This window comes from Bordetella genomosp. 8 (assembly GCF_002119685.1).
Classification (GTDB): Bacteria; Pseudomonadota; Gammaproteobacteria; order Burkholderiales; family Burkholderiaceae_B; genus Bordetella_C.
In genome coordinates this window covers 1,656,428-1,676,260 of sequence record NZ_CP021108.1, presented here as the reverse complement: position 1 = coordinate 1,676,260, position 19,833 = coordinate 1,656,428, and the positions used below count along the sequence as shown (strand labels likewise).

The 19,833-nt window shown below is 66.3% G+C and carries 21 protein-coding genes and 1 tRNA gene; 8 read left to right on the top strand and 14 right to left on the bottom strand.

Annotated elements, in window-relative coordinates; translation table 11 throughout:
• Positions 1-60: 60 nt before the first annotated feature.
• Positions 61-966, top strand: a complete 906-nt coding sequence (gene gcvA, locus CAL12_RS07725; protein ID WP_086063958.1) for a transcriptional regulator GcvA — start codon at positions 61-63, stop codon at positions 964-966.
• Between the two features lie 3 nt (positions 967-969).
• Here the strand turns inward: gcvA and CAL12_RS07720 are convergent, their stop codons facing one another.
• Together CAL12_RS07720 and CAL12_RS07715 are read right to left on the bottom strand one after the other, a co-directional pair.
• Positions 970-1,716, bottom strand: coding sequence for an SDR family oxidoreductase (locus CAL12_RS07720; protein WP_086063957.1), 747 nt, complete (start codon positions 1,714-1,716; stop codon positions 970-972).
• A gap of 71 nt (positions 1,717-1,787) precedes the next feature.
• On the bottom strand, positions 1,788-3,014 hold the full coding sequence (locus CAL12_RS07715) for an MFS transporter (protein WP_420042760.1): 1,227 nt from the start codon (positions 3,012-3,014) through the stop codon (positions 1,788-1,790).
• A gap of 130 nt (positions 3,015-3,144) precedes the next feature.
• Here CAL12_RS07715 and CAL12_RS07710 point away from each other — a divergent pair, with 130 nt between their 5' ends.
• Positions 3,145-4,101, top strand: coding sequence for a LysR substrate-binding domain-containing protein (locus CAL12_RS07710; RefSeq protein WP_086063955.1), 957 nt, complete (start codon positions 3,145-3,147; stop codon positions 4,099-4,101).
• A gap of 1 nt (position 4,102) precedes the next feature.
• Here CAL12_RS07710 and kdsA read toward each other — a convergent pair whose 3' ends face one another.
• Complete coding sequence (gene kdsA, locus CAL12_RS07705) at positions 4,103-4,957, bottom strand: 3-deoxy-8-phosphooctulonate synthase (protein WP_086063954.1); 855 nt, start codon at positions 4,955-4,957, stop codon at positions 4,103-4,105.
• Positions 4,958-5,045: 88 nt separating this feature from the next.
• Here kdsA and CAL12_RS07700 point away from each other — a divergent pair, with 88 nt between their 5' ends.
• Positions 5,046-5,600 (top strand): GNAT family N-acetyltransferase, encoded by a 555-nt coding sequence (locus tag CAL12_RS07700; protein WP_086063953.1) that lies wholly within the window; start codon positions 5,046-5,048, stop codon positions 5,598-5,600.
• A 54-nt stretch (positions 5,601-5,654) separates the two neighbouring features.
• Here CAL12_RS07700 and CAL12_RS07695 read toward each other — a convergent pair whose 3' ends face one another.
• On the bottom strand, positions 5,655-6,563 hold the full coding sequence (locus CAL12_RS07695) for a tripartite tricarboxylate transporter substrate-binding protein (RefSeq protein WP_157792919.1): 909 nt from the start codon (positions 6,561-6,563) through the stop codon (positions 5,655-5,657).
• 321 nt (positions 6,564-6,884) lie between these two features.
• Between CAL12_RS07695 and CAL12_RS07690 the strand changes: the two genes are divergently transcribed.
• Both CAL12_RS07690 and CAL12_RS07685 read left to right on the top strand, forming a co-directional pair.
• Positions 6,885-7,601 (top strand): M15 family metallopeptidase, encoded by a 717-nt coding sequence (locus CAL12_RS07690; RefSeq protein WP_198298401.1) that lies wholly within the window; start codon positions 6,885-6,887, stop codon positions 7,599-7,601.
• A gap of 112 nt (positions 7,602-7,713) precedes the next feature.
• On the top strand, positions 7,714-7,893 hold the full coding sequence (locus tag CAL12_RS07685; protein WP_086067735.1) for a DUF3606 domain-containing protein: 180 nt from the start codon (positions 7,714-7,716) through the stop codon (positions 7,891-7,893).
• A 99-nt stretch (positions 7,894-7,992) separates the two neighbouring features.
• Here the strand turns inward: CAL12_RS07685 and CAL12_RS07680 are convergent, their stop codons facing one another.
• From CAL12_RS07680 to CAL12_RS07670, 3 genes are read right to left on the bottom strand one after another with little or no spacing between them, the layout of a single operon-like run.
• Positions 7,993-9,138 (bottom strand): M24 family metallopeptidase, encoded by a 1,146-nt coding sequence (locus tag CAL12_RS07680; RefSeq protein WP_198298400.1) that lies wholly within the window; start codon positions 9,136-9,138, stop codon positions 7,993-7,995.
• Between the two features lie 49 nt (positions 9,139-9,187).
• Positions 9,188-10,180: a glutamate cyclase domain-containing protein gene (locus CAL12_RS07675; RefSeq protein WP_157792918.1), complete on the bottom strand. Its 993-nt coding sequence runs from the start codon at positions 10,178-10,180 to the stop codon at positions 9,188-9,190.
• Entirely contained in the window at positions 10,173-11,156 is a 984-nt protein-coding gene (locus CAL12_RS07670) for a Bug family tripartite tricarboxylate transporter substrate binding protein (protein ID WP_232464737.1), read from the bottom strand. The genes CAL12_RS07675 and CAL12_RS07670 overlap by 8 nt, the downstream gene beginning before the upstream one ends.
• A gap of 124 nt (positions 11,157-11,280) precedes the next feature.
• On the opposite strand from CAL12_RS07670, the gene CAL12_RS07665 reads away from it, so the two are divergent.
• Entirely contained in the window at positions 11,281-12,270 is a 990-nt protein-coding gene (locus tag CAL12_RS07665; RefSeq protein WP_086063948.1) for a LysR family transcriptional regulator, read from the top strand.
• 8 nt (positions 12,271-12,278) lie between these two features.
• Here the strand turns inward: CAL12_RS07665 and CAL12_RS28585 are convergent, their stop codons facing one another.
• The 3 genes from CAL12_RS28585 to CAL12_RS07650 are packed head-to-tail and all read right to left on the bottom strand — an operon-like array spanning position 12,279 to position 14,539.
• Complete coding sequence (locus tag CAL12_RS28585) at positions 12,279-12,596, bottom strand: 2-hydroxymuconate tautomerase (RefSeq protein ID WP_269768430.1); 318 nt, start codon at positions 12,594-12,596, stop codon at positions 12,279-12,281.
• The gene (locus tag CAL12_RS07655; RefSeq protein ID WP_086063946.1) at positions 12,523-13,503 is read right to left on the bottom strand and encodes a polysaccharide deacetylase family protein; all 981 of its coding nucleotides are present in this window, start codon (positions 13,501-13,503) and stop codon (positions 12,523-12,525) included. Before CAL12_RS07655 ends, CAL12_RS28585 begins: the two co-directional genes overlap by 74 nt.
• A 37-nt stretch (positions 13,504-13,540) precedes the next feature.
• Positions 13,541-14,539: a Bug family tripartite tricarboxylate transporter substrate binding protein gene (locus CAL12_RS07650; protein ID WP_157792917.1), complete on the bottom strand. Its 999-nt coding sequence runs from the start codon at positions 14,537-14,539 to the stop codon at positions 13,541-13,543.
• Between the two features lie 275 nt (positions 14,540-14,814).
• On the opposite strand from CAL12_RS07650, the gene CAL12_RS07645 reads away from it, so the two are divergent.
• Positions 14,815-15,552 (top strand): GntR family transcriptional regulator, encoded by a 738-nt coding sequence (locus CAL12_RS07645; protein ID WP_086063944.1) that lies wholly within the window; start codon positions 14,815-14,817, stop codon positions 15,550-15,552.
• A 114-nt stretch (positions 15,553-15,666) separates the two neighbouring features.
• Positions 15,667-15,957, top strand: coding sequence for a type II toxin-antitoxin system Phd/YefM family antitoxin (locus CAL12_RS07640; protein WP_086063943.1), 291 nt, complete (start codon positions 15,667-15,669; stop codon positions 15,955-15,957).
• A 152-nt stretch (positions 15,958-16,109) separates the two neighbouring features.
• Here CAL12_RS07640 and CAL12_RS07635 read toward each other — a convergent pair.
• The 4 genes from CAL12_RS07635 to CAL12_RS07620 all read right to left on the bottom strand — a co-directional run bounded on the left by CAL12_RS07635 (position 16,110) and on the right by CAL12_RS07620 (position 19,804).
• Positions 16,110-16,202, bottom strand: a tRNA-Ser gene (locus CAL12_RS07635).
• A 95-nt stretch (positions 16,203-16,297) separates the two neighbouring features.
• Positions 16,298-17,563, bottom strand: coding sequence for an aspartate kinase (locus CAL12_RS07630; protein WP_086063942.1), 1,266 nt, complete (start codon positions 17,561-17,563; stop codon positions 16,298-16,300).
• A 171-nt stretch (positions 17,564-17,734) separates the two neighbouring features.
• Complete coding sequence (gene tilS, locus CAL12_RS07625; protein ID WP_086067733.1) at positions 17,735-18,706, bottom strand: tRNA lysidine(34) synthetase TilS; 972 nt, start codon at positions 18,704-18,706, stop codon at positions 17,735-17,737.
• Positions 18,707-18,838: 132 nt separating this feature from the next.
• Positions 18,839-19,804, bottom strand: a complete 966-nt coding sequence (locus CAL12_RS07620; RefSeq protein WP_086063941.1) for an acetyl-CoA carboxylase carboxyltransferase subunit alpha — start codon at positions 19,802-19,804, stop codon at positions 18,839-18,841.
• Between the last annotated feature and the right edge of the window lie 29 nt (positions 19,805-19,833).

Genomic DNA, 19,833 nt, shown 5'->3' with positions numbered 1-19,833 from the left:
CAAGCCCTGGCGGCTCAAACCAAAATTAATGCAGGCTCCCCTGAGAAAAAATCAGAGCAGATGGCCAGACGCCTTCCCCCCTTGAACGCGCTGCGGGCTTTCGAAGCCACCGCCCGCAATGGCAGCCTGACGCGCGCGGCACAGGAGTTGTCGGTGACCCAGGGTGCCGTCAGCCGCCACGTCAGCCAGCTCGAAGCGTGGCTGGGCGTGGCGCTGTGCCAGCGCTTGCGCCATGGCATCGAGACCACCGCGGAAGGCGCCAGCTACGCCGCGACCCTGCGCGCGGCCTTCGACCTGATCGAAGCGCAGACGCGCCAGCTGCGCGCGCGGCCGACCGACAACATCCTGCGTATCAAGCTGCCGCCCACCTTCGCGATACGCTGGTTCGTCCCTCGCCTGGCGCGCTTTCATGCCTTGCACCGCCACATCGACGTGCACATCACGACGTCGCACCAGCAGGTGGAATTCGATCGCGATGAAGTAGACCTGTGCATCCATTCCGGCCCCGCCCCCATTCCGGGCGCGATATGCCGGCGACTGTTCGGCGAAATCCTGCTGCCCGTCTGCAGCCCGGGGCTGTTCAGGAACGCGGAGCCGCCCCGCGACGCCGCGGACCTCTCGCGCTTCGTCCTGCTCTGTTCGATGCACCGGGCGTCCGATTGGCCCGACTGGCTGGCCGCCGCGCGCGTGGCGACGATAGACGGCAACAGCGGCCTGAAGTTCGAGAACTCGGCGCTGGCCTACCAGGCGGCCGTCGATGAACTGGGTATCGTCATGGCGCAGCGCGCCTTCGTGGAAGACGACCTGCGCACGGGGCGCCTGCTGGCACCGCTCGACCTGCGCGTGGAGACGGGCAACGCCTACTATCTGGCCTATCCGAAAGGCGGCCAGGCGTCGCCGCTGATCGCGGCCTTCGAAGCGTGGATCGTGCAGGAAACCACGCAGATGGAAGAAGCCGCCCGATAAGCCCTACTTGCCGCCGTTGACGTTCAGGAAGCCGCCCGTGGCGAAGGACGCCTTGTCGCTCAACAGCCAGACGATGGCCTCTGCCACTTCCTCCGGTTGGCCACCCCGGCCCATGGGTATGGTGTCCTTCAGCCGGTCGACCCGGCCCGGTTCGCCACCGCTGGCATGCATCTCGGTGTAGATGTGGCCAGGGCGCACGCCGTTGACGCGGATGCCCTCGCGCGCGACTTCCTTGGCCAGGCCTATCGTCATCGTCTCCAGCGCGCCCTTGGTGGCGGCATAGTCGACGTATTCGTTGGCCGAACCCATCTGGGCCGAAGACGACGACACGTTGACGATGGCGCCACCCGCGCCGCCGCGACGGGTCGACATGCGGCGCACGGCCTCGCGCGAACACAGGAACGGGCCGATGGCATTCACCGCGAACATCCGCTGCAGCCGCTCATGCGAGATATCCTCGACCCGGCTGTGGCTGGCGATGATCGCCGCGTTGTTGACCAGTCCGGCGATGGGCCCCAGGCTGCGTTCGGCCGTGTCGAACAGAGCGATCACGTCCTCCTCCTTGGCGACGTCGACCTTGACGGCGATTGCCTCGCCGCCGGCCGCCTTGATCGCGCTCACCACCTCTTCGGCCGACGTCGTGTCGGATCGATAGGCGATGCACACCGCGTACCCCTGCCGCGCCGCGAGCTTCGCGGTGGCGGCGCCGATGCCGCGGCTGCCGCCGGTGATGATCAATGTCCTTGCCATGAATGAAGACCTCCTGTTTGAACGAAGCGTGTTGCGGTCGGACCCTGCGACGTTGCCGGGTCCATCGAGACTCAGCAGGCGTCGCTGATGCGGCGCAGGCGTGGCGCAAGCGCGAGCGCCAGCGGGACGATGACCAGCGCCGTCAACGCCGCCGCCACCGTTGCGCTGTTCACGCCGAGATGGTCGCCGAGCACGCCGTAGGCGACGGGCGACAGCGCGCCCGAGGCGATCGTGCCGGTATAGAAAAGCGCGAACGCGCGCTCGGTGCGTTCGATGGGCGTCAACTCGGGCACCGTCCCGTACAGGACGGACGACGTGCCATTCAGCATCAGGCCGAGCACGGGCAGCAGCACCAGCGCGGGGGTCAGCGGCAGCACGATCAAGGCGAGGATCAGGGCGGCCGTCCCGCCTTCGGTCGCGATCACGGTTCCGATCACGCCGGCGCGCGCGCCCAGCCAGCCGCATGCGAACTTGCCGGCGGCGCCGCCGATGAAGACCAGGGCAAGCGCCGTCCCCATCATCGGCTGCGAGATGCCTTTCGCCTTCAGCAGGAAGGGCAGAAAGGTCAGCACGCCCATGCGCACGGCCGTATCCAGCGCGCCGATCGCGAACAGCAGCCAGAAGCCCGATCCCGAACCCTGTCCGTCGCGGCTGGCTGTTTCCTTGGCGGCGGACGGCGCGTTCGCGACGGCCGGAAGAAAAAGCGCGATGAGCGCCGCGGCGGCCAAACCCAGCAGCGATACGGCCCACAGCGCATGGCGCCACGGCATGACGACCATCAGCAGGGAGATCGCCGCGGGCAGCGCGGATTTCCCCAGGTCGCCCGCGAAGTTGTAGATGCTGAGCGGTCCTCTCGCGCCGCGGCCGTAGGCGCGCGACACGGCGCCGGAGGCCAAGGGATGCTGGGTGCTGGAGCCGATGCCGGAGACGGCCAGGGCGACGCACAGGCCCGGCAAGGTGGCCGACCAGCCGGCGACGGCATAGCCGAGCGCCGCCAATAGCGTGCCGCAGGCCAGCGTGGCCCGCGTCCCGAATTTGCGCGCCAGGCGGCCGGCAGGCAGCTGCAGCGTCGCCATCGTGCCCGCGTAGATGCCGCGCAGGATGGCGAGCGCGCCGTAATTGAGCGCGAAGTCGGCCTGCCATACGGGCAGGAGGACGTAGATCATGTCCGTGTACCCGTCATGCAGCGCATGCGCCATGCAGGCCATCCACAGGACCCGCTTCGGCGCGCCCGCAGCCTGCGCCCGGGGACTGGCGGCCATCCGGCCCATCGCGGAAGAAAAAGAAAAACGTCGCATGATTCGGTGGGCGCCAGGCGATCTCAACATTGGCGCCGGGAGTAATGGTCCATGACTGCGCCAGTCTAGGCGCGGCAAGAAGCACCCACAACTGACGTAAAATTGCTCGTGACGGGAGAAAAAGTCACTCATGGCCGACGACGATCGTGACACTGGACAGGCGTCCGCACAGCCGGACGCGGAACATCTGCCACCCTTGAACGCGCTGCGCCACTTCGAGGCCGTTGCCCGCCTGGGCAGCTTCGCGGCCGCCGCGGCCGACCTGCACGTCACCCATTGGGCGGTCGGCAAACAGATCCGCCTGCTGGAAAACTGGTTCGGCGTGCCGCTTTTCGAGCGCCGCCCCCGCGGCGTGGTGCCCACCGACGAAGGCGCCGCGCTGCTCAATGACGTCAAAAGCGCATTTGCCCGCCTGAACAATTCCTCTACCCGCCTGCGGCGTGCGTCGAGCACGCGTCGCGCCAGCGGCATCGTGCGTGTGAACGCCCTGGCCAGCTTCGCGCTGTGCTGGCTGATACCACGGCTGGGAGATTTTCAGGCCCGCTACCCGGACATCGAGGTCAGGCTGTCGACCAGTTCGCGCAGGCTGCGCTATGTGGGCGACGCCTACGATATCGGCGTGCGTTCCGGCCTCGAGGATGCGGGGGGTGTCGTTTCCACGACCTTGATGCCGGACCTGCGCCTGCCCGCCTGCAGTCCGTCCTTGTTGTCGAACCGGCCGATCAGGACGGTCGCGGACTTGCGCAATCACACGCTGCTGCATTCGGCGAGCACGCGCACCGCATGGTCCGACTGGTCGCGCGCGGCCGGGATTTCCGGATTGCGCGGCCTGCGCGACCTGCATTTCGACCACGTGTATCTGCAGCTGGGCGCGGCCGCCGAAGGCCTGGGCGTCACGCTGGCGTCGCTGCCGCTCATCGAGCGCGAGATCGCGACGGGCCGGCTCGTATGCCCCCTATCCGAGCCGATCTGGCGCGGCCCGGATTACACCCTGGTGGTGAACACCGATCGCGCGGACGACGACGCCGTCGTCGCGTTCAGGAGCTGGATCGTGGCCGCCGCGGCCCAGGGGGCGACAGGAGGGTGAATCAGTGGATGTCCAGCGGCTCGAAGGACTTCACCAGGTCGTCGAGCCGCTTGAGCTGGGTCAGGAAAGGCTCCAGCTTGTCCAGCGGCAAGGCGCTGGGGCCGTCGCATTTGGCGTTGTCCGGGTCCGGATGCGCCTCCAGGAACAGGCCGGCCAGGCCGGCGCCGATGCCTGCACGCGCGAGCTCCACGACCTGCTCGCGGCGCCCGCCTGACGCCGCCGCGCCGGCGGCGCGCTGCTGCAGTGCATGCGTCACGTCGAAGATCACCGGCCGGTTGCCGCTGACTTTCCTCATCACGCCGAATCCCAGCATGTCGACCACCAGATTGTCGTAGCCGAAACTGCTGCCGCGATCGCACAGGATCACCTGCTCATTGCCGGCCTCGACGATTTTCTCGACCACGTTCTGGATCTGCGACGGACTCATGAACTGCGGCTTCTTGACGTTGATGACGCGCCCTGTCCGGGCCAGCGCCACCGCCAGGTCGGTCTGCCTGGCCAGGAAGGCCGGCAACTGCAACACGTCGACGACCTGCGCGACCGGATCCGCCTGCCAGGGTTCATGCACGTCGGTGAGCACCGGCACACCGAATTCCGCCTTCACCGCTTCGAATATCTTCAGCCCCTCTTCCAGCCCGGGCCCCCGATAGGAGTGCATCGACGACCGGTTCGCCTTGTCGAACGACGCCTTGAAAACGTAAGGGATGCCCAACTTGCGCGTCACGTTCTGGTAGTGCTCGCACGCCCGCAAGGCCAGATCGAGAGACTCCAGCACATTGATGCCGCCGAACAGCACGAAAGGCCTGTCGTTGCCGCAAACGATATCCGGCGCGATGGAAACGATGGAGTGGGACATGATCTTGGGTCCGGCGGGGGAAAAGTAGAATCATAGTCTGCCGGCCCTGACTGCGAAAACGGGCACGCCTGTTACTTGACCGACGCACATGCCCGATCAGCACGCCAATCGCCCTTTATCCGATTCCATCGAGATTCGCCTAGCCAAGCCGAGCGACGACATTACGCGGCTGACGGCCCTGCTGCACCGCGCCTACGCGCAGCTTGGCGGCATGGGTCTGCGCTACCTGGCGGTCGACCAGACCGACGAAGTCACGCGGGCGCGCATGGCGCAGGGTGAATGCCATGTCGCCCTGCTCGATGGCGCCTATGTCGGGACCGTCCTGTTCAAGCCGCCGGAACGTACCCGTGGCAGCCCCTGGCTGGAACGTCCGGAGGTGGCTGGCGTGGCGCAATTGGCGGTGGATCCCGTCCTGCAGAAGCACGGCCTGGGGGCGCGCCTGATGGCACTGGTCGAAGCGCGCGCCCTGGCGAGCGGCGCGCGCGAGATCGCTCTCGATACGGCGGAGCCGGCCACGCATTTGAGACGCTGGTACGCATCCCTCGGCTACCGCTTCGTCGAGTATGTGCAATGGAAGCATGCCAACTACCGAAGCGTGGTCCTGAGCAAGGAATTGAAAATGGCGACGCAGCCAGAAGGCTGAGGTCTGGCGTCGCGTCGCCATACACACTGTCTGGCGCCCGACCAGGACGCGACTCTAATGCAAGCCGCTTGCACCATCGACCCGAGGGATCGCGTCCCACTTGGCCGCTTCCGCCGCGACCAACTGCTGGAAGGACTCCGGCGTATTACGGCCCAAAGGCGCCACATACCCGCGCGCTATGAAGCCCGCCTGCAGCGCCGGGTTCATGAGAACGGCATTGACAGCCCTGTTCAGGCGAGCGATGACGTCCTCCGGCGTGCCGGCCGGCGCCATCAGGCCGAAGCGGGTTTCCATGTCCATACCGATGACACCAGACTCCTCCATGGTGGGTATATGGTCGATCGCCAAAGCCCTGCGCTCGGACATCACCGCCAACGCACGTACAGTCCCTGCCTGTATGTGCGGCAGCGCGCCGGGCAACGATATGAACAATGCATCCAGCCTGCCAGCGATGACCTCCGGAATCGCCAGCGCGCCGCCACGATAGGGCACATGGAGTAGCTCGGTCTGCGTCCTGCTCAGAAATAGTTCACCCAGCAGATGCGGCGGCGAGCCCACGCCTGGCGACCCGTAGCTCAGCAAACGCGGATACGTCTTCGCCAGTTCGACGAGGCCGGCAATGCTGGTGACCGGCGTCCGCATGCCCGTGACAACCACGTTCGGGACCGTCGCCAGCAGCGCCACGGGCGCCAGCGCCGCCGCCGGGTCCATCCATGATTGAGGTTGTTCCACCGGGCGCGGCGGACGTGGATGCGTGCTGATATAGAGCGTGTAGCCATCAGGCGCGGCGCGTGCGACCGACTCCGCAGCGATGTTGCTTGCCGCGCCAGGCCGGTTTTCGATCAGGACTTTTTGCTCCAGGTCTTCCGACAGCTGGCCCGCGAGCAGGCGGGCCAGGATGTCGACGCCGCCGCCGGGCGCGTACCCCACGACCAGGGTAATCGGTCGCTCAGGGTATTTCACGGCCGCTTCACCCCCAGCCGCCGCCATGGGTAGGCAGCTTCCAATCAATGTAAGTGCCGCCAGCTCGGGCCCGCATATCTGCATGTGTCGTCTCCGGTTATCCCTTCCCGGTCCGCCGGCGCTCCAGGCTCATGGACGCCGCACGCTGGAAGGTTCCGTACGTGCCATGGGTCTGGGCTGTGTTCCGGGCGACTGGTGCGCCTGGCGCCCATCGTCGGTTGGGAAAGACCGCATTCGGCACGGGCACGAAGACGCGAACGGCGCGAGGAGCGAATCCGTCATACCTATAATCCCCTGATCCGCAGACACCTCGACATGCCTATGTTTCGCCCTTCAGACCTCCTCTCGCTGATGACGCTACGCACGATTGCAGGCGACGGTCCGGCAGCCGCGGCGCCGACTCGGGAACGGCCCGCCGATTTCGTCGATGTCGCGGCATATAGCCAGCTGGACAAGCCGCGCCGCGTCCAGATCGACATGCGGTATGCCGGCAGCGACAACTTCATCGGCCGGCCGATCGCAGGGTATCTCGCGAACAAGTGCCTGCTGACGCAGGCGGCGGCGAGCGCCGCCATGCGGGTCGTCGATGACCTCGAACCCTATGGCCTGACCCTGCGATTCCTGGACGCCTATCGTCCCCAGCGCGCCGTGGACGATTTCATCGCCTGGGCGGGGACGCCGGGCGATGAAAAGATGAAGCCTGCCTACTTTCCCGAGGTCGACAAACAGAACCTGTTCAAGGAAGGCTATCTGGCGCAAAGATCCAGCCACAGCCGGGGCAGCGCCATGGATGTCGCCATCGCGGCTATCGACGGCGCGCCGGGCGACATGCTGGATTTCGGCACGGCGTATGACTACTTCGGCCGGGAATCACACCCGTCGTACCCGGCGCTGTCGCCGGCGCAGAAGGCCAACCGCTTGCTGCTGCGCACCTTGATGATCCAGGCGGGGTTCAAGCCGATCGAAACGGAATGGTGGCATTTCCAGCTCGCCGACGAGCCCTACCCGCGGACTTACTTCGATTTCCCCGTGGAATAGGCTTTTCCGGCAGCCCGTCTCCCGCCTGAACCCAAGCATCGCAGCGCGGCAGCCCCCACCGTCGGCATGGAGTTTGCTGGATATCGGACTCATTCTCAGCCAGGAGGAAAACATGTCCGACAACCTGACCGACCGCGGCCCGCGCGACCGCTCGCGCATCGCGCTGGAAGAAGACTGGGAAATGCGCTACTGGACCAAGGAATTCGGCTGCACGCCCGAGCAACTGCGCGACGCCGTCCATAAAGCCGGCAGCAACTCGGTCGACAAGGTCCGCGAGTACCTGAACAAGTAACCGGATCGCGGCCAGGGGGCCACAGCCGCGGCCCCCGCCACTGCCCCTCCACCACCCCTCCAGTCACGCCGGCATCCCATCGGCTAACACCCTGGCACGTCAGCCAGGCTGTTTCGCCGGCACGATATACGGCCGATCGGTGTTGAACTTCGCCGACAACAGCGTGGGCGCACCCTTCCCCACCAGCACCATGTCCTGCACGTGCCAGTGGTCCTTGTGCGGCTCCAGCGCCAGCACCATGCCTTCCTCCAGCAACACGTCCGAGCCGCGGCGCAATATGGGTTCCTGCTGGTGCCACCACGCGCCGACCCCATGGCCGATCAGCAGCGAGTTGTACGACCAATCGTTCTTCTGGAACTCCGTCATCACGTAGTCGTATAGATCGCCCACGCGCGCCCCCACCCGGCAGCGGTCGATCACGGTCCGATAGATGTCCAGGTTGATCTCGTAGTCGCGTCGCTGTTCGGCGCTGGGCTCGCCGATGACCACGTTGCGCGACTGATGGCCGGGATAACCGTGCAGGTAGGCGACATAGTCGGTGCGTATCACGTCGCCAGCGGCTATCACCAGGTCGCTTTCACCCGCGTAGGGGATCGTGTTCTTGTCGGAGTTCAGGATGCCATGCGCCCATTCGAAGCCCTTGGACAGGCAGGTGGCCATCATGTCAGCATGGATCTTGCGTTCCGTATCGCCAGGGCGTATGCGCTCGAACACCTCCTGGTAGACATCGTCCAGCAGATCGGCGGCGCGCCGGATCATCCGTACTTCTTCATCCGTCTTGACCCAACGCACCCTGTCCATCACCGCCGTGCAGTCGGTCATTTGCAGCGCGGGTGCATGCTGCCGCAGCAGCTCCCAATCGCGCACGTTGACGTAGTCCCGCTCCAGGCCGACGCGCGCGCTGCCGAGGCCGGCATCCTGCAGTACCTGCGCCACTTTTTCATAGGGCGACTGCACATAGCCTTCGTAGCTGACGACCTGCTCGACCCAGGCGTCGCGCCGCGCCAGGCCGGCCGCGGTCTTGTTGGCGACGATGACGGGGGTGCCGTGGCGCGGCCACACCAGCAGCACCGCACGCGTCGAATCCGACAGGTCCTGATGACGGGCGAGCGTGCCCGGGTACACCACGCCGGACAGATAGGTGAAGTTCTGGCCGGAACGCAGGACCACCGCATCCAGCCCGGCCTCGTCCATCAAACGGTTCAGCCGCTCCAGGTTGGCGGTCGGTGTTCTTCTTGCAGTCATTTCCAGGATCTCCATTCGAAACAGGGGCTGGACGCCGGACGACCGGCGCTCAGAAGGCGCGGCGACCCGCCGGCGCCAGCGACTGGGCGACGATGGTGCGCATGATCTCCACTACCGCGGCGTTGGCCCGCGGCGGCACGCCGTCGCACCAGGGGCGCAACTGGCCGCTGCCGCCGTCGATCAGGCCCAGGCCTACGCCGACATGAGCCAGCGCGAATTCCTGCTCGGCGGTATGGCACAGCGACAGATCGCCACGCAGCAAGGCGAGCCCCGCCGTTACCGCATGTGCGCCCAGGTTCGAGCTGTTGGCCACCAGCAGCACGTCGGTCTCGACCACCGAATACACGCCACCGCCGCAGGGCGTGGCCTGCCGATAGTCGTATTGCGGCCATTCCCGCGACAGGCGCGCGTGGACCTTGCCGAAGCCGATTTCGTTGCCGCCGTCGCCGATGCCGATCGTGCGCTTGCCCAGGGACCGGGCCGTGTCGAACAGCAGGTCCAGATTGGCACGGTGCGGCGCGCGGGACACGCCGGTGGCGCCGTAGATGATGCCGTTGGCATTGCCCCCCAGCCGTTCGATGGCGCAGAAAACGTCATGTGCCCGCGCCAGCTCCTGCTGCATGCCCGCGTCGTCCAGGCCGATCTCCAGCACCTCGGCCTGGACGCCGAGGGCGCGCAGCAGCCCGCGAAACGGCGCCGCGGCCGCGCCATCGGTGACGATGCGCACGGTGTGGCCGATCGCCACCAGCGCGCGCGCCAGCGCCGCCGTGCCGATGGGCCCGTCGTTCTCGCCCACCGGCATGTGGTCCGGCACGGCCGCGCCGCTGGCCAGCAGGACCTGGCAGGGCGCGCGATCGAATTCTTGCGCGGCGGCCTGCACCAGCGACATGCCCGCGGCCTCGCGCGCCATCAGGTACATGGACCATTTCATGCCGCGCGGCAGGCTGCCATGGTCCCGCATCTCGATATTCATCGCGCGGTCGATGTTCTCGCAGGCGATGGTATCCACCGCCGGCACCTCCATGGATGGCTTGCTAGTCAACTTTGGCTCCGGATTGTTCAATGACCTTGCGCCACTTCGGCACGTCGCGGTCCACCAGGGCCGCGAAGTCGGCTGAGGAACTCCATGTCGGCTCGATCGCCAGGGTGGCGAACTTGTCCCGCACGTCCTTGGCGTCGAGCGCCTGCTTGACCGCCGCGTTCAAGCGTTCGACGACCTCCGGCGGCGTACCGCGGGGCGCGAACAAGCCGTACCAGGTGATCATTTCGTAGCCGGGCACCGATTCCGCGATCGCGGGCACCTTCGGCAGCGCCGGATTGCGCGACAGGCTGCTGATGCCCAGCACCTTCAGCTTGGGCGATCCCGCCTGCGGCAGCGCCGAGCCCATCGTGTCGAAATCCATGTCGACCTGGCCCGCCATCAGGTCCACCAGGGCCGGGCCCGCACCTTTATAGGGCACGTGCATGATCCTGGTTCCGGTCATCATCTTGAACAGCTCACCGCCCAGGTGCTGGGCCGAGCCTGTGCCGGCCGATGCGAACGTCATTTCGTTGCTGGCGCCACGCTTTTTCGCCAGGGCGATCAGTTCGCCCACGTTGTTGGCGGGCACCGAGGCATTGACCATCAGCAGCAGCGGCGTGGACGCGACCGGCGAAACTGGCGCGAAATCCTTGATGGGGTCATAGCCCAGGTCCTTGTACAGGCTGGGGTTGATCGCGTGCGTGGCGGTGCTGCCCAGCACCAGGGTATAGCCGTCGGGCGCGGCGCGCGCGACGAAGGCGGTGCCCAGGCTCCCGCCCGCGCCGGCCTTGTTCTCGATGATGACGCCCTGCCCCAGCAGGCTGCCCAGCTTTTCGCCGATGATCCGCGCCACCACATCGGAGCCTCCGCCGGGCGGGAAAGGCGTGATCAGCCGGATGGGCCGGTCGGGATAACCCGCGGCCGACGCGGGCTGCATCGCGCCCGCCACGCACACAATCGTACCCGCGAACGCCATCGCGGCCATTACTCGTTTCATGGTCTAACCCCTTGGATCCGCGGCTGTCGGGCAACCGCATGTCTTTGTATTGGTGCTGCCAGTATCCACCTACCTGCGCGCCGGCAAGTAACGGATAATTTGGATGGGGATATAAAAAAAGCCTATGACTGCCACGATGCCGGACGACCGCGATTTCGCCTACGGGCACCTCAAGCTCAGGCACCTGCACCTGATGCATCTGCTGGAAAGCGAAAAATCCATCACGCGCGCGGCGCAGGCCATGCACCTGACCCAGCCGGCCGTCAGCGCCATGCTGAAAGAACTGGAAGCCCAGTTCGGCATCCGCATGGTCGAGCGCACCGCGCAGGGCGTGCTGCTGACGCCGGCCGCGCGCGCCGCGCTGCGGCGTTTTTCGATCGCCCTGGCCGAAGTAGGCGCTGCTCACGAAGAAGCCTTACGCGCCCAGCAGCATGAAGGACTGCGCCTGCGTGTCGGCGCGCTCACGCTGGCGACGCTGGAACTGCTGCCCAAGGCCTTGTCGCTGCTGCTCGAAGAGTCGCCCGACGTGCAGATCGAAATTTCGGAAGGCACGGTGGAAGGATTGACCGATACCTTGATGCGCGGGGAACTCGATTGCATCATCGGCCGCGTCGGCACGCCATGGGCGAAGGCCCCGCACGAAGCGCGCATCGAACAGCTCAAGCTGTATGACGAGCAGCGCTGCCTGGTGTGCCGGCCAGGGCATCCGCTGAGCACGCACCGCCGCGTGGATCTGGCGGCGCTGGCGCAACACCACTGGGTGCTTCAGCCCGTCCCTTCATCCACCCGGCTGGTCTTTGACGAGTTGTTCCTGGAGCGCGGCATGGTGCCGCCGGCCCCGACGATCGAATCGGTGTCGGCCCATTCGAACATGGAGATCGTGGCCGCGACGGATCTGCTGGGAATCGCGCCGCAGGCCCTTGCGCGCCCGCACATCGCCACGGGGCGGCTGCACGCGATCGCTACCGACGCCCTGTTGCCACGCATGTCGATCTCGCTGATCTGGCGCCGCGCCAGCGGGGCCGACCCGCTCCTGGCGCGGCTGCGGCGCGCATTGGTCGCCGCCGGCGCGGCGCGGAGCAACAGGCGTCGTGGGGCTCGTCGCCCTGATTGAAAAACCGTCTAGGATGCGGCGGGCTTGCGTTGCGAGATCAATGTTCCGCCAACCGCCCAGTTTTCCCGAGCCACATCCTCGAACACCACGAAGACGCTTTGCGGCGGCGCGCCGGCGTGGTCCTCCATGGCTTGCGTCACCACCTTGGCGATCGCCGCCTTCTGTTCCTCGGTGCGGCCTTCCAGCATTTCTATACGTACGTACGGCATTGCGTTTTCCTTGGTTCGCGGTGAATGAAGCGCCGTGGGATTTTCAGGCCTTGCCGGCCTCTTTGTCCATGATGTTGCCTTCGAAAACCGGCGCGGCGACGTCCGCCGGCAGGGCAAGCACTTCGTCCACCACCTGCTGCAAGGTCGCGCCTACCGGCTTGATACCCGCCCTGTCGCACGCCGCGTGAAGCGCGGTCAAGGACTGCTCGTAGCGGATACGCGCCGGATCGCTGTCATCGCGATAGTCGTAGTGGTTGTGCGAGATCAGGTTGATAACCGGCACGCGCGGAGCACGTTCGACAAGCTGCCGGACCATGCTTTCCGCGATTTCGTCGTAGCTCAACCCGTACTGCGTAGCCCAATCGGTGTCCGGGCGCAGATCGGGATGGAAGGCCCAGCCCTTGGACGTGGCCAGCGAGCGCGAGAAATCCACCGCCACGGGCATATTGACGAAGTCCATCGCGCCGGCGATCTGCCGGAAGCTCGGATGCGTGCGATGCGCGTCCGCCGGCGCGCCGGCCCAGATTGCCTGCATCTCCGGCATCATCCGGCCCGGTACGGAACAGGACCCTCCGCGAAAGCCCATGTCCGCCAAGATCCTGAAGATACTGTCGTTGGCCGAGAACGTGCCCGGCCGGAAGTACAGCGGCCAGTCGCCCAGCGCCTGTTTCCACAGTGCGCCGGCCTCCCCCAGCACCCCGTATTGCTCCGCATCCGACAACGCGCCGTAATGCGACATATAGCGCTTGCCCGCGTGGTACGACATGGCGAACTTCCATGCGTGCACGTGCAGGCCCAGGCAGGCGCCCTGGTTGCGCAAGCGGTCGTAGACCGCCGCCTGCTCGATGGCGGTTTCGGGATGGACGAAAAAGGTCACCGGCAGCCCGAAGCGGCTTGCGATGTCCGCATAGCCCTCGACCGCGCGCTGCCCCAGCGACCACTCCGCCGGCCCCGTGGCTTCGGGGTGGGCCGCATGCTTCCTGGGCTCGCAATCCATGGTGACGACGATTTTCACTTCTTTCATACGCTAGTCTCCTCCGAATGCCGGGGTTCGCCGGCGCTCAATTCGCCTTTGCCCCTGCCAGCGCGACGATGTCCTTGTTGCGTTTCAATTCATCCAGCCAGAAGGACTTGAACGCGGCTGGCGTCATGGGATTCACTTCGCCGCCGTTGGCGATGAAATAGTCGCGCACCTTGGGCTCGTTCACGACGTCGTTGACGGCCTGGTTCAGCTCCTGGACCATGGCCGGCGGCATGCCCTTGGGCCCCGCCACGCCGCCCCAGAAGGCGTAGTACAGCCCCTTGACACCGACTTCGTCGAAGGTCGGGACGTCGGGCAGCGCCTGCAGGCGGCGCTGGGACGCCACGGCCAGCGCACGCAGGCCGCCCGAACGCACCTGGGCGATCTGCGCCGCCGTGTCGACGGAGATGTCCACCTGCCCGCCCAGCAGCGCGGCCAGCGCGGGCGCCGCCCCCTGGTATGGCACGTGGACCATATCCAGTCCGGCCAGCTTGGTGAACAAGGCACCGGCCAGGTGGCTGGACGCGCCGATGCCGCCACTGCCGTAGGTGTACTTGCCCGGGTTGGCGCGGGCCGCCGCGATGAAGTCCTGCGCGGTCTTGTAGGGGGACTTGCTGCCTACGTACAGGACGTTGGGCGCGGCGGCGATGAACGCGACCGGGGTGAAGTCGGCCACCGGGTCGTACTGCAGGTCCTTGAACAGATATGGCGCGGCGGTATTGGCGGCGCCGGTCGCCAGCAAGAGCGTGCAGCCGTCGGGCTTCGCATTGTTGACGAAGCTGTTGGTGCCCACCACGCCACCGGCGCCCGGCCGGTTCACCACCACGATCTGCTTGCCCAGGCGCTGGGCAAGCGGTTCGGCGATGACGCGGGCCTGCAGGTCGGTGCCGCCGCCGGCCGGCCACGGCACGATCAGCTGTATCGATCCCGCGGGACATAGCGAACTCGCGGCCGTGGCGGCGGCGTGGATCAGCCAGGATGCGGCGGACAGGGCCAGGAACCGGCCTGGCCGCCACTGCTTGTTAACAGCACTGTTCACGTCAATTCCCCTTGACGATGCGACCTGGCGTCGAGGTCGCGGTAGGCGCGTACGTGCGCGCGTCAGATCCGCCTGACGGGCGGTTGGCGTCGGCTACACAGCCAGGCGAGCCAGCCTCCTGGAAGACGGTCGATACCATTGTCGACATGTCGACATGATGTGTGAACCCGGGGATTTCCCGCAGGGCGGCCGCACGCCGGCGGGTACGCGGCGCGGTAAGATTCCCTTCGTTCACGCAGCCGCGCGCATCAGGACACAGGACTTATTTGCCGCCCATGACCGAGGCCGACGCCACGCCCCGCACTCCCCGCTCGCCCAGCACGCCGCGCCGCCGCGCCGACGCCGGCGGCTACAGCCCCCAATCCTTGCCCGAGCAGGTCGCGGACAAGCTCCTGCAAGCCATCCTGGACGGCGAAATCCCTTCCGGCGCGCGCCTTCCCGAAATCGCATTGGCGGAGGAATACAAGGTCAGCCGCGCGACCATACGCGACGCGCTGGCGCAGCTGGAACGACATCACTTCGTCGAAAAGCTGCCACGTTTCGGCTGCCGGGTGATCGAAGTCGACATGGCGGAAATCGCCGAGCTGTACGAACTGCGCGCCATGCTGCTCGGCCTGGCGTCGTCGCGGGCGGCACGCCTGGCGTCCCAGGAAGACATCGACCAATTCGTCGAAGCCACCCACCATCTGCGTATCCTGGCCGACAACGACGCCAGCGCCACGATCTACAAGCGCGAAGTGCTGTCCGCGCAGGCGCTGCTGATCGCCATGTCCAACAGCAAGTGGCTGTCGGACATGTACCAACTGATCTCCAACCAGTCCCTGTGGCGCGTCATGGTGCGCGGCAAGAGCGTGGTGTTCGGCTCCAAGGAGCGCCGCCAGCAATCCGCCACCGACTGGACCACGCTCGCCCGCACCGTCGCCGAACGCGACCCCACCGCCAGCGAAGCCGCCGCGCGTGCGCTGATCGGCGCGTCGTGGGATTACGTGCGGGAACAGCGCAGCGGGAAGTAGGCAGCGGTTGGGCAGCAAGCTGGCGTTACAACACGAACCGAGTCCTGCGCCAAAGCCGTCCGTGCTGCACAACGTCAGCTAGCCTAAGCTAACGTTGCTCCCAGGGAGAAAAACATGCGTTTCGTGGGCATTCATGAGGCCAGAACAACGCTTTCCAAGTTGATCGAGGCGATCGAACTTGGCAAGGAAAATGAGATCGTCATAGCGCGCAACGGCCGGCCGGCTGCGAAGTTGGTCGCGATACCAAAGTTGGCAACGAACAGACGGCTCGGCGTGGCGAAGGGCCGCTTAGAAGTCCCCGATGATATCGACGACGACAATGATCAGATCGCTGACCTGTTCTCAGGTGGCCCCATACGTGAATGTACTTCTGGGCACCCACATTGCCCCGCGGGCGATTGCTGAGAGCCGAACGCTACCCGGAAGCACGCCGCCTGATTACACACAACGAAAAAGTCGCGGCCTATAGCGAGTCGATCATCCTGGTGTGAACAAAAAACCCGCAGAGCTCGCGCTGTGCGGGTTTTTCGTCATCAGAACGGGTCTGATGGGTGTCTTGGCGGAGACGGTGGGATTCGAACCCACGATGCAGTTTTTAGCCACATACTCCCTTAGCAGGGGAGCCCCTTCAGCCTCTCGGGCACGTCTCCGAAGAATTCGCGATTCTAGCATAAGAACCGCGGGCTTCGCTGTCATCCGGCCCGTTCAACCGGGGACGAGGGCAGCGAATTCAACAGAGGCAGGCTCAGGCCTTTTCGCCCGGCGCCTGATCCAGGCCGAAGGCCTTGTGCAGCGAGCGAACGGCCAGTTCCATGTACTTGTCGTCGATGATCACCGAGGTCTTGATTTCGCTGGTGCTGATCATCTGGATGTTGATGCCTTCGTTCGACAGCGTCTGGAACATCAGGCTGGCGACGCCGACGTGCGAGCGCATGCCGATGCCGACGATGGAGACCTTGCAGACCTTGTCGTCGGTGACCAGTTCGCGGGCGTGCACGGCGGGCATGACGTCGCGCTTGAGGACGTCGATGGTGCGCAGGAATTCGTTGCGGTTGACGGTGAAGGAAAAGTCCGTGGTGCCCGCGACCGACTGGTTCTGCACGATCATGTCGACGTCGATGTTGGCGGCGGCGACGGGGCCCAGGATGGCGTAGGCGATGCCCGGCTTGTCCGGCACGGCGAACAGGGTGATCTTGGCTTCGTCGCGGCTGAAGGCGATGCCGGAGACAACGGCGGCTTCCATTTTTTCGTCATCCTCAAAGGTAATCAGCGTGCCCGAGCGCATTTCCTCGTCGAGCGGAATCATGGGGTCGGTCAGCGAGGACAGCACGCGCGTCGGCACGCGATACTTGCCCGCGAACTCGACGGAGCGGATCTGCAGGACCTTGGAGCCCAGCGAGGCCATTTCCAGCATTTCCTCGAAGGACACCACGGGCATGCGGCGCGCTTCCGGCACGACGCGCGGATCGGTCGTGTAGACGCCGTCCACGTCCGTGTAGATCAGGCATTCGTCGGCCTTGAGGGCGGCGGCCACCGCGACGGCGGAGGTATCCGAACCGCCCCGGCCCAGCGTCGTGATGTGGCCTTCCTCGTCGATGCCCTGGAAGCCCGTGACGATGACAACGCGGCCAGCGTCCAGGTCGGCGCGGATGCGGGCGTCGTCGATCGAGGTGATGCGGGCCTTGGTGTAGGCGGAATCGGTGCGCACCGGGACCTGCCAGCCGGCGTAGCTGCGCGCCGGAACGCCTTCGGCCTGCAGCGCGATGGCCAGCAGCCCACTGGACGCCTGTTCGCCGGTGGCGGCGATCATGTCCAGTTCGCGGCCGTCGGGCTGCGGCGTGATTTCGCGGGCCAGGCCCAGCAGGCGATTGGTTTCCCCTGCCATGGCGGAGGGCACGACCACGACTTTGTGGCCGGCGGCATGCCACTTCGCGACGCGGCGCGCCACGTTCTTGATGCGCTCGACCGAGCCCATCGAGGTACCGCCATACTTGTGAACGATCAGGGACATCTCGTACTCTGGCTGGAAACTTGCCGTCATGCGCGGCAGGCAAAGCTGGGTATTTTAGCGTGTTCGGGAAAAATCGCTGAAGTTCAACGGCGTTCGGTGCTCAGGGACGCGGCCACGCGCCCGCCGGGCCGCCGGACCGCGCAACCGCGCTGCCACGATGGGGCGCGCCGATCAACGGTCTTCCCGAGGCCCGACGCTGACGCGGCCGCGTACGCAGCGCACGCAATGATCGGCATGGTTCCATACCAGATGGCGGTCATGCCCCAGGCTGTGCAACTGGCGCAATTGCTTCAGCAGCTCCGCCAGACGGGCTTCGGTCGGCATGCGCGCGCCCTGCCCGGCCAGCCAGTGGCGTAGCACCTGCGCCTGGCGGGCGGGCGACAGCTGCCGCCACCTCGCCAGGGAAAAACTGTCTCCCGAAGCCGATGGCTCCAGCGCGGCGAAATCCTCGCGGGCGACCTCTTCCAGAATCTGGGCGGCTTCGCCGGCCTGGCGGGCATGCCGGGCCGCGATCGCCTGCCAGCCGGGCCAGCGGGCATCGAGCGCCGGCACCAGCAGTTTGCGCAGGGCGGCACGGGTATAGCGTTCGTCGGCGTTGGCGGGATCCTGGGCCGGCTGCCAGCCGTGCGCGGCCGTGTAAGCATCGGCGGCCTGGCGGATGGTGGCGCGCGGCACGTCCAGCCATGGCCGCAGGTAGACCACGCCGTCGCGCTCGGTGCGCGGCGACATGGCCGCCAGCCCGGCGGGACCGGCGCCCCGCAGCAGGCGCAGCAGGACGGTCTCGGCCTGGTCGTCGCGATGATGGGCCAACAGGATATGCCGCAGGCCCTGGCGCGCGGCGGCTTCGGCCATGGCGGCGTAACGCGCCTGGCGGGCGGCGGCCTCGATGCCGCTTCCGTCCGCAGTGTCGACCTGGACGTGCAGGATGTGGACATGGGCGTTCAGCGCGGCGCCCAGTTGGCGCACGGCATCCGCCCACTCGTCGGCCTGTTCGTACAGGCCGTGGTGCACATGCAGGAGATGCAAGGGCTTTTCGGCATCTCGCGCGAACTCGCGCAGGACCGACGCGGCGTGGACCGCCAGCATCACCGAATCCGCCCCGCCGCTGACCGCGACGCCCAGCGGCGGCGACGTGGCCGACATCGACACCAGGGCATCGCGCAAGGCCCGCGTCAACGCGAGCGCCGGATCTCCCGGCCTGGAAGGAGGATCGCCACGGCCGGCGCCGGTGCCTGGGATCGCTACGCCGGACGCCATGGCACGGGTACCGTTTACCTAGACGCGGGCTTCCTGGACGCGGCCGTATGCCAGGACGCGTTGCAGGCGCTGTTCCACCAGTTGGTCCGCGCTCATGCCGGACAACTGGCGCAGGGTGTCGCTGAGCGAGCGCCGCAGCAAACGCGCCATGACGCGCGGATCGCGGTGCGCGCCACCGACGGGTTCGTTGACCACGCGGTCGATCAGCCCCAGGTCTTTCAGGCGCGGCGCGGTGATGCCCAGGGCCTCGGCAGCCTCGGGCGCCTTGTCGGCGCTGCGCCACAGGATGGACGCGCAGCCTTCGGGGGAAATCACCGAATAGGTGGCGTATTGCAGCATCAGCACCGCGTTGCCCACGGCAATGGCCAGCGCGCCGCCGGAACCGCCTTCGCCGATGATGGTGGCGATGATGGGTACGCGCAATTCGGCCATGGCATACAGGTTGTGGCCGATGGCTTCGGACTGGCCGCGCTCTTCCGCGCCGATGCCGGGATAGGCGCCCGGCGTATCGACGAAGGTGAATACGGGGATATCGAATTTTTCCGCCAGGCGCATCAGCCGCAGGGCCTTGCGATAGCCTTCGGGACGCGGCATGCCGAAGTTGCGCGCGGCGCGCTCCTTGGTGTCGCGGCCCTTCTGGTGCCCGATGACCATGCAGGAGGTGCCGTTGAAGCGCGCCAGGCCGCCGATGATGGACTGGTCGTCGGCGTACATGCGGTCGCCATGCAATTCATGGAAATCCGTAAAGATTTCCCGCACATAATCCAGGGTGTACGGCCGCTGCGGATGGCGGGCGACCAACGCGGTCTGCCACGGCGTCAGCTTGCCGTAGATTTCCTTGGCCAGGGCCTGGCTCTTCTGCTGCAGGCGTGCGATTTCGTCGGAGATATCGACCGCGGAGTCGGCTTGCACGAAGCGCAGCTGTTCGATCTTATTGTCGAGCTCGGCCAGCGGTTGTTCGAAATCCAGGAAGGTATTGCGCATGTAGGTGTGGTTCCGTTGTTGGGCCATGC

What these genes read in the sequence shown, in the direction of transcription:
- gcvA (WP_086063958.1), top strand. Translation starts at nt 61, where the DNA reads ATGGCCAGACGCCTTCCCCCCTTGAACGCGCTGCGGGCTTTCGAAGCC.
- CAL12_RS07720 (WP_086063957.1), bottom strand. Translation starts at nt 1,716, where the DNA reads ATGGCAAGGACATTGATCATCACCGGCGGCAGCCGCGGCATCGGCGCC.
- CAL12_RS07715 (WP_420042760.1), bottom strand. Translation starts at nt 3,014, where the DNA reads ATGCGACGTTTTTCTTTTTCTTCCGCGATGGGCCGGATGGCCGCCAGT.
- CAL12_RS07710 (WP_086063955.1), top strand. Translation starts at nt 3,145, where the DNA reads ATGGCCGACGACGATCGTGACACTGGACAGGCGTCCGCACAGCCGGAC.
- kdsA (WP_086063954.1), bottom strand. Translation starts at nt 4,957, where the DNA reads ATGTCCCACTCCATCGTTTCCATCGCGCCGGATATCGTTTGCGGCAAC.
- CAL12_RS07700 (WP_086063953.1), top strand. Translation starts at nt 5,046, where the DNA reads ATGCCCGATCAGCACGCCAATCGCCCTTTATCCGATTCCATCGAGATT.
- CAL12_RS07690 (WP_198298401.1), top strand. Translation starts at nt 6,885, where the DNA reads ATGTTTCGCCCTTCAGACCTCCTCTCGCTGATGACGCTACGCACGATT.
- CAL12_RS07685 (WP_086067735.1), top strand. Translation starts at nt 7,714, where the DNA reads ATGTCCGACAACCTGACCGACCGCGGCCCGCGCGACCGCTCGCGCATC.
- CAL12_RS07680 (WP_198298400.1), bottom strand. Translation starts at nt 9,138, where the DNA reads ATGACTGCAAGAAGAACACCGACCGCCAACCTGGAGCGGCTGAACCGT.
- CAL12_RS07670 (WP_232464737.1), bottom strand. Translation starts at nt 11,156, where the DNA reads ATGAAACGAGTAATGGCCGCGATGGCGTTCGCGGGTACGATTGTGTGC.
- CAL12_RS07665 (WP_086063948.1), top strand. Translation starts at nt 11,281, where the DNA reads ATGACTGCCACGATGCCGGACGACCGCGATTTCGCCTACGGGCACCTC.
- CAL12_RS07655 (WP_086063946.1), bottom strand. Translation starts at nt 13,503, where the DNA reads ATGAAAGAAGTGAAAATCGTCGTCACCATGGATTGCGAGCCCAGGAAG.
- CAL12_RS07645 (WP_086063944.1), top strand. Translation starts at nt 14,815, where the DNA reads ATGACCGAGGCCGACGCCACGCCCCGCACTCCCCGCTCGCCCAGCACG.
- CAL12_RS07640 (WP_086063943.1), top strand. Translation starts at nt 15,667, where the DNA reads ATGCGTTTCGTGGGCATTCATGAGGCCAGAACAACGCTTTCCAAGTTG.
- CAL12_RS07630 (WP_086063942.1), bottom strand. Translation starts at nt 17,563, where the DNA reads ATGTCCCTGATCGTTCACAAGTATGGCGGTACCTCGATGGGCTCGGTC.
- tilS (WP_086067733.1), bottom strand. Translation starts at nt 18,706, where the DNA reads ATGTCGGCCACGTCGCCGCCGCTGGGCGTCGCGGTCAGCGGCGGGGCG.
- CAL12_RS07620 (WP_086063941.1), bottom strand. Translation starts at nt 19,804, where the DNA reads ATGCGCAATACCTTCCTGGATTTCGAACAACCGCTGGCCGAGCTCGAC.